The sequence below is a fragment of the Stenotrophomonas sp. Sm10 genome (assembly GCF_030985515.1).
GTDB lineage: Bacteria > Pseudomonadota > Gammaproteobacteria > Xanthomonadales > Xanthomonadaceae > Stenotrophomonas > Stenotrophomonas hibiscicola.
In genome coordinates this window covers 111,505-123,281 of the sequence record NZ_JAPTFO010000001.1, presented here as the reverse complement: position 1 = coordinate 123,281, position 11,777 = coordinate 111,505, and the positions used below count along the sequence as shown (strand labels likewise).

9 protein-coding genes are annotated in these 11,777 nt (G+C 66.5%); 8 read left to right on the top strand and 1 reads right to left on the bottom strand.

Features of this window, described 5'->3' with window-relative positions:
• Positions 1-9 precede the first annotated feature (9 nt).
• From gspD to pncB, 4 genes are all read left to right on the top strand, one after another.
• Positions 10-2,217, top strand: a complete 2,208-nt coding sequence (gspD, locus tag O0J15_RS00515; RefSeq protein WP_111098955.1) for a type II secretion system secretin GspD — start codon at positions 10-12, stop codon at positions 2,215-2,217.
• Positions 2,218-2,801: 584 nt separating this feature from the next.
• Entirely contained in the window at positions 2,802-3,653 is an 852-nt protein-coding gene (locus tag O0J15_RS00510) for a glycosyltransferase family 2 protein (RefSeq protein ID WP_021203169.1), read from the top strand.
• On the top strand, positions 3,650-4,489 hold the full coding sequence (locus O0J15_RS00505) for a glycosyltransferase family 2 protein (RefSeq protein ID WP_164144865.1): 840 nt from the start codon (positions 3,650-3,652) through the stop codon (positions 4,487-4,489). The genes O0J15_RS00510 and O0J15_RS00505 overlap by 4 nt, the downstream gene beginning before the upstream one ends.
• Positions 4,490-4,590: 101 nt before the next feature.
• On the top strand, positions 4,591-5,769 hold the full coding sequence (pncB, locus tag O0J15_RS00500) for a nicotinate phosphoribosyltransferase (protein ID WP_021203170.1): 1,179 nt from the start codon (positions 4,591-4,593) through the stop codon (positions 5,767-5,769).
• Positions 5,770-5,779: 10 nt separating this feature from the next.
• On the opposite strand, the gene O0J15_RS00495 is transcribed toward pncB, so the two are convergent.
• Positions 5,780-6,145: a hypothetical protein gene (locus O0J15_RS00495; protein ID WP_111098855.1), complete on the bottom strand. Its 366-nt coding sequence runs from the start codon at positions 6,143-6,145 to the stop codon at positions 5,780-5,782.
• 459 nt (positions 6,146-6,604) lie between these two features.
• On the opposite strand from O0J15_RS00495, the gene O0J15_RS00490 reads away from it, so the two are divergent.
• From O0J15_RS00490 to O0J15_RS00475, 4 genes are all read left to right on the top strand, one after another.
• Positions 6,605-7,144, top strand: coding sequence for a fimbrial protein (locus O0J15_RS00490; RefSeq protein WP_019661017.1), 540 nt, complete (start codon positions 6,605-6,607; stop codon positions 7,142-7,144).
• Positions 7,145-7,229: 85 nt separating this feature from the next.
• Positions 7,230-7,958: a molecular chaperone gene (locus tag O0J15_RS00485; RefSeq protein WP_134735103.1), complete on the top strand. Its 729-nt coding sequence runs from the start codon at positions 7,230-7,232 to the stop codon at positions 7,956-7,958.
• Between the two features lie 92 nt (positions 7,959-8,050).
• Positions 8,051-10,615, top strand: coding sequence for a fimbria/pilus outer membrane usher protein (locus O0J15_RS00480; protein WP_308304904.1), 2,565 nt, complete (start codon positions 8,051-8,053; stop codon positions 10,613-10,615).
• Entirely contained in the window at positions 10,606-11,640 is a 1,035-nt protein-coding gene (locus tag O0J15_RS00475; protein WP_021203174.1) for a fimbrial protein, read from the top strand. Before O0J15_RS00480 ends, O0J15_RS00475 begins: the two co-directional genes overlap by 10 nt.
• Positions 11,641-11,777 lie beyond the last annotated feature (137 nt).

Sequence of the window (11,777 nt, the reverse complement as noted above, 5' to 3'; positions counted from 1 at the left end):
AGTGAATGCATGAGCCTGCGTTTCCTTCCCTGGTCCTTTGCCCTCGCGCTGCTGGTCGGCTGCAGCACCGTGTCCGCGCCGCACGTGCAGCGCAAGGGCAATCTGTCGCCCACCTCCGAGGCTGGCCGGGCGGCCGATGTCACCGCTGACGCCGCCCGTGACGCCCAAGGCGCGCCGCAGGCGGTGATCCGCCGTGGCACGGGCACCATGATCAACCGCGAAGCAGCCCGCGCACCGGCACCGGCGCTGCATGGCGCCAGCACCGGCGAGGCTACCTTCAACTTCGAAGGCGAATCGTTGCATGCGGTGGTCAAGGCCATCCTCGGCGACATGCTGGGCCAGAACTACGTGATCGCACCGGGGGTGCAGGGCACGGTCACCCTGGCCACCCCCAAGCCGGTGTCGCCGGCACAGGCGCTGAACCTGCTGGAGATGGTGCTGGGCTGGAACAACGCACGCATGGTCTACAGCGGTGGGCGCTACAACATCGTTGCCGCCGACCAGGCGCTGGCCGGTACGGTTGCGCCGAGCACGGCGCCAGCCGCCAGCGCGCGTGGCTTCGAGGTCCGCGTGGTCCCGCTGCAGTTCATCTCCGCCACCGAGATGAAGAAGGTGCTGGAGCCTTATGCGCGGCCCAATGCGATCGTCAACGTCGACAGCGGCCGCAACGTGATCACCCTGGGCGGTACCCGCGCAGAGCTGGAAAACTACATGCGCACCGTCGAGATCTTCGACGTCGACTGGCTGTCGGGCATGTCGGTGGGCGTGTTCCCGATCCAGTCGGGCAAGGCCGAGCAGGTGGCTGCAGACCTGGAGAAAGTATTCGGCGAGGAGAGCAAGACGCCCAGTGCCGGCATGTTCCGCTTCCTGCCGCTGGAAAACGCCAACGCGGTGCTGGTGATCACCCCGCAGGTGCGTTACCTGGACCAGATCCAGCAGTGGCTGGACCGCATCGATACCGCCGGTGGCAGTGCCCGCCTGTTTTCCTACGAGCTGCGCTACATCAAGGCGCGTGACCTGGCCGAACGGCTCAGTGAAGCATTTGCCAGCAGTGGCAACCGCGGCGGTTCCAGTCCGGCCTCGCTGGCCCCGGGGGCGATGCCGTCGCAGCTGGGCAGCGACTCCGATCGTGGCATGGACAGCACCAACAACAACAGCAGCAGCTTCGGCTCGGTCCCGGGCAGCAGCTCCAGTGGCGGTGGCAACGGCAGCATGAACCTGCCGCAGCGCCAGTCCGGCAACGTCAGTGTCAGCCTGGAAGTGGAAGGCGACCGCGTGGGCGTGTCGGCGGTGGAGGAGACCAACACCCTGCTGGTGCGTTCGACTCCGCAGGCCTGGCGATCGATCCGCGAGGTGATCGAGAAGCTGGATGTGATGCCCCTGCAGGTGCACATCGAAGCCCAGGTGGCCGAGGTCTCGCTCGATGGCGACCTGAAGTACGGCGTGAACTGGTTCTTCGACAACGCCGTGGCCGGGCGTGCCCTGACGGGCGCATTGGGCGGCGTGACCCTGCCGGCGGCAGCGGGTGGCTCGTGGAGCAGCTTCGCCGGTGCCGCAACGGGCGGCGAAGGCCTGGGCTGGGCATTCACCGGCCACAATGGCGCGGCGGTGGTGAGTGCGCTGGACAAGGTCACGGATGTACGCCTGCTGCAGACGCCTTCGGTGTTCGTGCGCAACAACGCCGAGGCCACGCTCAACGTCGGTGACAAGGTGCCGATCAACACCACCACGGTGAATACCGGCATCGGCACCAGCAGCTACAGCTCGGTGCAGTACATCGACACCGGCGTGATCCTGAAGGTGCGCCCGCGCGTGACCCGCGACGGCACGGTGTTCCTCGACATCGTGCAGGAAGTGAGCAGCGCCTCGAACGTGCCCGACAACTGCAATCCGACCGAGCGCAACTGCAACCCGCGCATTTCCACAAAGAAGCTGTCGACCGAAGCGGCGGTGCAGAGCGGCGACACCATCATGCTGGCCGGCCTGATCACCGATTCGGGCACCGATGGCAGCAGCGGCATTCCCGGCCTGAGCCGGATTCCGGTGGTTGGCGCGCTGTTCGGGCAGAAGAGCCGCTCCAGCCGCCGTTCCGAAGTGATCGTGCTGCTGACCCCGAGCATCGTGCGCAACAGCCTGGAAGCGCGGAATCTGACCGACGAGTACAGCCAGCGTTTCCGCGCGATGGAGCCACTGAACCAGCCGCGCGCAAAGAAGTAGGGGGTTTGCGGCCGGGCTGCGCCCGGCACCCGCCGAGGCCGGAGCAACAGCAACAGCGGGTTTACTGAGGGATGGCGGGGCACTGTGGGTTTGCGGGGACGCCGTGAATACGTTCATGTAGGCTTGGTCGCCGCATCCATGCGGCTCACACCCCGCAAACCCACAGTGCCCCGCCTTCGACAGTTTCCTGCTTGCTGTTGGTAGGTGTCGACCTTGGTCGACACGATCCACGCCATGCGTGGATGACTCTCCATCGAAATCGAATATTTCGATATCTGTGAGATCTGAGCCGAGCACGGCTCTACAGAAGAGCAGGCAGGTCGCGGAAAACTGTCGACGGCGGGGGGGGGGGGGGGGGGGGGGGGGGGGGGGGGGGGCGGGCCCCCCCCCCCCCCCCCCCCCCCCCCCCCCCCCCCCCCCCCCCCCCCCCCCCCCCCCCCCCCCCCCCCCCCCCCCCCCAACCCCAGGAACCCAGCTCTTGCTTCGGCTGTTGCTGTTGCCCTGGCCTGAAGCGGGTGCCGGGTGCAACCCGGCCGATACCCTCCCGGTGCTAGGCTGTGGCCACCGACAACCACGGAGGCGGGATGGGGGCGATCGTGTTGTTGCCGCTGTGCGTGGACGATGCCGCGCTCGACCGCTGCCTGGCCGCACTGGATGCGGGCACCGCGCCGGGCACCGCAGTCTGGCTGGCCGACGATGCGCAGACCGGGCCGCGTGCGCAGGCGGTGGTGGAACACTGGCTGGCACATACGCCACTACAGGCCGAGTACACCCGGCGCGCGCGGCCACTGGGCGAGGTCGCCCATCTGGACGAGATGCTGCGCGCCTGCGATGGCCTGGACGTGGCCGTGCTGGCACCGGACAGCGTGCCTGCGCCGGGTTGGCTGCAACAATTGCAGGACGCCTTCGCCCGCGATGCCGCCATCGCGACCGCAACCCCGTGGTGCAATGCCGGCGAAACCGCAGCGTGGCCACGGTTGGGCGAGATCAATCCCGAGCCCGAGGATGCGGCGCTGCTGGCACAGACCTGCGCCGCCTTGCCGGCGCTGCACCCGGAACTGCCATCGGCGGTCACCCATGCGGTTCTGGTGCGTGGCAATGCGCGCCGCCGCGCCGGTGGCCTGGATGTGGACAGCTACGCTGGCTGGAACGCGGCCCTGGTCGACCTCAGCCTGCGCATGGCCGGCCTGGGCTGGCGCAACGTACTGTGCGAGACCGCCTTTGTGAGCCGGGCGGGCGAGGCGGCCAGCCGCGATGGCGACCTTGAGGCGCTGGCTGCGCGTTGGCCTGGCTGGGTGCCGCGCCTGGCCGATTTCCTGATGCACGATCCATTGCACGGGCTGCGCGCCGACCTGCAGCAGCGCATGCGGCAGGCGATAATGCCGAAGGAACAGGGCGACCTGTTCGTTCCTTCCGCGCCGGAGTCACTCGCTTGAATGTTGCCATCGCCGCCATCGTCGTGACCTACCAGAGTGCCAGCACCATCGATGCCTGCCTCTCGCGCCTGCGCCAGGCGCAGGACGTGGCCGAGATCCGGGTGATCGACAATGGCTCGATGGATGGCACGCTGGACATCGTGCAGCGCCATGCCAGCCACGATCCGCGCGTGCGTTTCGTCGGCAACCCGGACAATCCCGGCTTCGCCGCTGCCAACAACCAGGGCGTGGCCGATTCGCGCAGCCCCTGGTTGGCCTTCATCAACCCGGACCTGATGGTCGAGCCGGAGACGTTGGCCGCACTGCGCAGCCGGGCGGAAGCACTGGGCGATTGCCTGCTCGGTGTCGAGCAGGTGGACGAGCAGGGCCATGCCGACGAAGCCGTGCGCCGCCGCGACCCGGATTTCCTGATGATGCTGCGCTCGCTGGGAAAGGGCTCGAAGCTGGCGCTGCCGCGTGACCCGCAGCAGGTGCTGCAGCGGGTGCCGGCACTGTCTGGCGCACTGCTGATGATGCCGCGTGCATTGTTCGACCGGATCGGAGGCTGGGACGCCGGGTACCGTCTGCACGCCGAAGACCTGGACCTGTGCCGGCGTGCACGCGAAGCCGGGGCCGTGGTGGCGATTGCAAACGACCTGCAGGTCACCCATGTACGTGGCGTCTCGAGCCGATCGCGGCCGTTCTTCGTTGAATGGCACAAGCACAGGGGCCTGTGGCGCTACTTTCAGAAGTTCGAGGCCAGGCAGCGTTCGCTGCCGGTGCGCGTGGCGGTGTGGGCCGCGATCTGGGGGCACGCCCTGATGCTGGTACCGCGCCTGTTGCGCAGGTCGTTGTAGGGCCGAACCTGCATCCACGCATGGCGCGGATCTACCCACGCGGAGAGCCGAGCGTGCCCGCGGCCACCCCGGTTCACCCGTCCGGGCGCATAATCCGCCTCATGCCTATCATCCAGTCCCTGCTCGACACCGACCTGTACAAGTTCACCATGATGCAGGCGGTGCTCCACCAGCACCCCGGTGCCCAGGTGCAGTACCGGTTCAAGTGCCGCACGCCCGGCATCGACCTGGCCCATTACATCGACCAGATCGACGAAGAGATCGACCACCTGTGCAGCCTGCGTTTCAGCGACGCGGAACTGGACTACATGCGCGGCCTGCGCTTCGTGAAGCCCGACTTCGCCGATTTCCTCGGCTTGTTCCATCTGGACCGCAAGTACATCCAGCTGCGCGCGTCGACGGCCGTGCCCGGCGAAATCGAACTGGACATCACTGGCCCGTGGCTGCATACCATCCTGTTCGAAGTCCCGCTGCTGGCGATCATCAACGAAGTCTGGTTCCGCAACACCACCACCGCCGACTTTGCCGAGGGCGAGCGTCGGCTGCAGGCCAAGGCAGCGCTGCTGCGTGATACTCCCGGTTTCGAACAGTGCCGCATTGCCGACTACGGCAGCCGCCGCCGTTATTCGCGTGACTGGCATGCGCGCCTGCTGCCGCTGCTGCGCGATGCGCTCGGCCCGCAACTGGTCGGCACCAGCAACGTGCACTTCGCCCGCCTGTACGGCATGACCCCGCACGGCACCATGGCCCATGAGTACCTGCAGGCATTCCAGGCACTTGGCCCGCGCCTGCGTGATTCGCAGGTGGCGGCACTGGAATCGTGGGCACGCGAGTACCGCGGCGACCTCGGCATCGCGCTGTCCGACGTGGTCGGCCTGGATGCGTTCCTGCGCGATTTCGACATGTATTTCTGCAAGCTGTTCGACGGTGTCCGCCACGACTCGGGCGATCCGTTCGACTGGGGCGACCGCATGCTGGCGCATTTCCAGCAGCGCCGGGTGGATCCGCGCACCAAGGTGCTGGTGTTCAGCGATGGGCTCGACATCGCCAAGGTGATGCGCCTGTACGACTACTTCCGTGGTCGCTGCCAGGTCGCCTTCGGCGTTGGCACCCACCTGACCAATGATCTGGGGCCAACGCCGCTCAACATCGTCATCAAGATGGTCCGCTGCAATGGCCAGCCGGTGGCCAAGCTCAGCGATTCGCCAGGCAAGAGCATGTGCGACGACCCGGGCTACCTGGCCTACCTGCGCCAGGTGTTCGAGCTGCCGCCGGCGTAAGCGTGCCGGCTTACAGGTAGTCGACCACCACCAGATAGGCGCCCTGCAGCGGCTGCTGCGTCGACGCCTGCACGCTGTAACGCTCGGAGAAGGCGATATCGCCGGCGCGCAGCGCGCTGGCCGACACCGACAGCTTCTGGCCGTGGCGCTTGCCGTCGCGCAGCGTCGCGGCCTGGCCGTTGGCCAGCGCCGTCACTTCCACCGTCGAGCCCTTGGCCGACGGCGGGCAGGCGGCCAGGCTCAGCTCGCCCTGGGACAGATTCGTCGTGCAGCCCGGCTCGGCGATGCGGCCACTGAAACGGATGCTGCCGCTGCTGGCCTGGGCCAGCGCACTGACGGACATCAGGGCCACGCACAGCAGAATGGAATTCCTCATGACACGTTCTCTGGTTCGGTGTGTCCTAGTTAGCGACAGCTTCGATCAGCCTTTAATAGGACGATTCCGAATCTGCTAGGGCCATCACCAAGAAAGAGTGATGCGCATCAAAGAAGGCGATTTCCGCCGGGAAAAGGTTTGTTTCCGTGCATGCCGAACGCGCCACCCGAAGCGTCATCCAGGGTCGCTTCTGACCTGATCCGGCGACCGTCGGGTTCCCGAACCCCCGTGGGTCCTGATTTCGGCTATCACGTCACATTTCCAGCGTCAATGAATTGACGTTCAGAAAAATAATGAGACTTTCATCACACTTGCACCTATACTTGCGTCACGGATTCAGGGAAAGCTACGTCCGAGTCCGGCCACAGGTGAGACGCAAGGATGGGTCTTGTTAGCCCGGCAGTGCTCCTTGCTTCCTCCTCTACTTCTCATCTCTTCAGTAGGGTTAGGTAAAAGCGAATGCACAAGATCAATATCATCGCCGCTCTGATGCTGGCCGCCGCTCCGCTGGCCGCCAACGCCGCCGACGGCACCATCACCTTCAATGGCAAGGTGACCGACAAGACCTGCACCATCTCGACCCCGGGCGGCAAGGACTTCGCCGTGACGCTGCCGACCGTGTCCAAGAACACCCTGGCCACCGCCGGCGCCGTTGCGGGCCGCACCCCGTTCGCCATCAACCTGACCAAGTGCAGCGCCGGCAACGTCGCCACCTACTTCGAGCCGGGTTCGACCGTCGACTTCAACAGTGGCCGCCTGGTCAACCAGGCCTCGGCCAACGCTGCCACCAACGTGCAGCTGCAGCTGCTGGGCTCGAACAACCAGTTCCTGCCGATCAAGGCGGCTGGTGCTGGCCTGGCCCAGACCAACTCGCAGTGGGTCACCGTCGGCACCGACGGCTCGGCCGACCTGAACTACTACGCTGAGTACTACGCCACTGCCGCCGCCACCCCGGGCGACGTCACCAGCAGCGTCAAGTACACGATCATCTACAACTGATCGCAGTCATGCCCCCACTGGCCGGCGTTCGCGCCGGCCGGTGTTCCGCGGCCGCTGGCCACACCCCTCGAGCGTAGTACTTCCGATGAAAGCACTCTTTCCCCGGGCGCTGCTGCTGGCAGCGTTCACGCTGCCCTTCTGCCAGAACGCACTGGCCGGCGTGGTGGTCAATGGCACGCGAGTGATCTATCCGGCGCAGGCGCGCGAAGTCACCGTGCAGGTCGACAATGTGGGCGATTCGCCGGCGCTGGTGCAGGCCTGGATCGACAGCGGCGATGCCAACCAGACTGCCGATACCAGCGACGCTCCGTTCGTGCTGACGCCGCCGATCGCGCGCGTCGAACCGGGCCGCAGCCAGGCGCTGCGACTGATCTTCTCCGGCGCGCAGCTGCCGACCGACCGTGAGTCGGTGTTCTGGCTCAACGTGCTGGATGTGCCGCCGTCCCCGGACAACGCCGAAAGCGGCGAACAGAATTACCTGCAGGTCGCGTTCCGTTCGCGCCTGAAGCTTTTCTACCGGCCGCAGGGCCTGAAGGGCGTCGCCAACGACGCGCCGGCAGCGCTGCGCTGGACCCGCAATGGCGACCGCCTGCGGGTGGAAAACCCGAGCCCCTTCCACGTCACTCTGGCCGAAGTACATGCCGTAACCGGCAGCAGTGAAAAGGCCGTCGAGGACAAGGGCGCGATGGTCGCGCCGAAGCAGAGCCTGGAGTTCGCCGCACCGGCGGGCACCGGCCAGGTCCGCTTCATCACCATCAACGACTACGGCGGCCGGGTGGAACACACCATCCGCCTCGGCAGCACCGGGGGCTGAACGCGCCGCGCCGGCCCCTGGCCTGCGCATCCCGCCACCGCCGCTGTGCGGCGAATTGAAGGAATGTCAGTGTGATCGGAAACAGATTGACATTGTCGATCCATCAGGCGCTTTGCCTGTTGGTTGCTGGTGTGGCCTGCCCAGGATGGGCGCTGGCGGCACCGGCCAATCTCGGCGAACAGGCGCTGATGGCGCAGAGTGGTGCGGCCAATGCGCGTGCACCGGAATCGGCCCAGTTCAACTCCAGCTTCCTGTCTGGCCAGGCCAAGCAGGTGGACCTGGCGGCCTTCAGCAACGGCAATCCGATGGTGGCCGGCAACTATCGTGTCGACGTCTACGTCAACGGTGCCTGGCAGGGCCGTCGCGATCTGCAGTTCAAGGCCGATGCGCAGGGCCGTGTCGACGCCTGCCTGCCGCTGCCGATGCTGGAAGAAATGGGCGTGGACAGCGAGGCCGTGCTGCTGCAGCAGGATCCGTCCGTGCCCACCGACAAGACCAGCTGCGTGCCGGTCCAGCAGCGCATGGCCAATGCCTATGGTGTCTATGACAGCGGCAACCTGCGCTACGACCTCAGCATCCCGCAGGTGTTCCTGCGCCGTGAGGCGCGCGGCTACGTCAACCCGGCGCTATGGGACCGTGGCATCAATGCCGGCTTCGTCGGCTACAGCTTCAACGCCATCGACAGCAACAGCCGTGTGGAAGGTGGCCAGCGCAACCGCAGCGCCTACCTCGGCCTCAACGCCGGCCTGAACCTGGGCGGCTGGCAGTTCCGCCATGATTCCAACCTGACCTGGTCCGAGGGTGACGGCCGCCATTGGCAGAGCATCGCCACCTACGCACAACGCGGCATCCCGCAGGTGCGCGGCATGCTCACCATCGGTGAGGCCTACACCACCGGCGAACTGTTCGATTCGATCGGCTACCGTGGTGCCAGCCTGGCCAGCGACGACCGCATGCTGCCGGACTCGCTGCGCGGTTACGCGCCGGTGGTGCGCGGCATCGCCGAGACCAATGCGCGCATCGAAGTGCGCCAGAACCAGCAGCTGATCTACTCCTCCACCGTCCCGCCGGGCAGCTTCGTCATCGACGACCTGTACCCGACCGGCTACGGCGGTGACCTGGAAGTGAGCGTGATCGAGGCCGATGGCCGCCGCCGCGAATTCAAGGTGCCGTTCGGCTCGGTGCCGCAGATGCTGCGCGAAGGCGTGTCGCGCTACTCGCTGACCGCCGGCCAGGTGCGCAACAAGCTGCTGGCCGACGAACCCTGGCTGGTGCAGGGGACCTACCAGCGTGGCATCGGCAACCAGCTGACCCTGTACGGGGCCACTGCGCTGAGCGACGGCTACCTGTCGCTGCTGTATGGCGTCGGCCTGTCCACGCCGGTCGGTGCGTTCGCTGCCGACGTCACCCATGCGCGTACCTCGTTCGACCACTACGGCAGCCACACCGGCGCCAGCGTGCGGCTGAGCTACAGCAACATGATCGGCGAGACCGGCACCAATCTGACCTTGGCCGCCTACCGCTATTCGACCGAAGGCTTCTACAGCCTGCAGGATGCGCTGTATGGCCGTGATTCGGACACGCGCGGCATCGATCCGACCACCCGTGGCCGTCAGCGCAGCCAGTTCCAGATAACGCTGAACCAGCCGCTGGGACGTCGCGGCGGCGCGCTGTACGTGACCGGCTCGGTGCGCGACTTCTATGATCGTTCGGGCACCTCCAAGCAGTACCAGGTGGGCTACAACAACGCCTGGCGCTCGGTGAACTACGGCTTCTCGGCGCTGCGCACCGAAGAGGGCGTGCTCGGCCGTTCCGACACCCAGTACCTGCTGTCGATGAGCGTGCCGCTGGGCCGTGGCACTCACCCGGTATCGTTCAGCGCCGACCTGGGCATGCGCGATCGCGGTGGCTACGACAACAGCCGCGTCGGCATCACCGGGTCGGCCGGCGTCGACAACAACTTCAGCTACGGCGTGGCCCTGTCCGATTCCCGCGAGGGGGGCACCACGGCGGTCGGCAACGCCGAGTACCGCAGCCGCTACTCCGCGTTGAACGCGACCTACAGCCACTCGCGCGATTTCCGCCAGGCTTCGGTCGGTGCCAACGGCAGCGTGGTCGTGCATCCGGGCGGCTTCACCTTCACTCCGCAGCGGGGCGACACCATGGTGCTGGTGGAAGCGCCGGGTGCGCGCGATGCGATCGTCAGCAACGCCCCGGGCCTGCGCGTCGATGGCCGCGGCTACGCGGTGGTCCCGTACGTGTCGCCGTACCGCCTCAACACCGTCACCCTCGACCCGCAGGGCATGGCCCACGACGTCGAGCTGGAAAGCACCAGCCAGTCGATCGCGCCGTTCGCCGGTGCCATCAGCTACCTGCGCTTCGATACCCGCAAGGGCAACGCGCTGCTGATCCAGGTACGCAACCCGGATGGCCGCAGCATGCCGTTCGGTGCGCAGGTCAAGGATGAGCAGGGCCAGCCGGTGGGCATGGTCAGCCAGGGCGGCCGCCTGTACGTGCGCAGTGAAAAGAGCCAGGGCCGCCTGCTGGTGGAGTGGGGCGCCGGTGCAGACCAGCGCTGCACCATCGATTACCAGGTTCCGTCGGGCGCCGATGCGTCCAAGACCGGCTTCATCCCGCTGGAGGCAGCATGCCGATGATTTCTTCCCGCAGCCGCACGCTGCTTGCCGCCATGGCCGTGATGGGGGGTATCGCCGTGGCCAGCCCGGCGTTGGCGACCTGCTATATCACCCAGCAGGGCTTTGTCGCGCAGGACGTGCAGATGGACATGGGGCAGATCGTGATCCTGCCCAGCCTGCCCGTCGGTGGTGTGATCAAGGAGTTGATCGTGCCGATCAACCAGCGCGACAGCATCGGTTACTGCGATCGCTGGGGCGGTAGTGCCAACGGGCGTTTCGTCAACGCCGCACAGCAAAACGCAGTCCCGGGTTTCAGCAACGTCTATGCGACCGATGTAGCGGGAGTGGGTATCCGTGTCTATCGTGATTCGGGCACCATCCAGACCTACTACCCGCACACGCTGCAATTGGGGGGCAACCGGACGTTGACCCTCAATGGTGGCCGCTTCCGCGTGGAGCTGATCAAGACCGCCGCGCAGACGGGCTCGGGCATCATCGCGCCCAACGGCCGCTTCACCACCTACTATCTCGACGGCGACGGTCCTGGCCGTCCGGAGCTGACCTCGACGTTCAAGGGCTCGGGTACCACCGTGGTCAGCCCCACCTGCGAAGTGCAGGCCGGCAGCCGCAACATCGCCGTCGATTTCGGCAGCGTGCCCAACACCACCTTCACCGGTGTCGGCTCCAAGGCCGCTGATCGCGATTTCGAGATCCGCCTGAACTGCCAGGGCAGCAACGTGGCCGCCTACCAGAGCAAGATCGGCATCCGCCTCGACGCCGACCAGGACAGCTCGAACATGCCGGGCGTGCTCAAGCTCAGCGCGGCCAGCAACAGCGCCACGCGCATCGGCATCCAGATGGTCCAGCGCGACGGCAGCACCGAGCGAGAAGTGCGCTTCGGCCAGACCATCAACGTCGGCACTACGGCGCCGGGTACCAGCGTCATGGCGCTGCCGTTGCGCGCGCGCTATGTGCAGACCCAGGCAGGTACCGTCGGTGCCGGCACCGCCAACGGGCAGGCGACGTTCACCATCCAGTACGAGTAGCGCAGGTCTCCCATTGCTGAGTTTGGAGCCTCACCCCCCGCTCCGCGGGGGGCGTTGACTGCGTCTTGATCCCGCAGACGTGAAGATCAGGGCTATCATTGCCGTACAGACACATGAATGTGATGTGCGTCATGGAA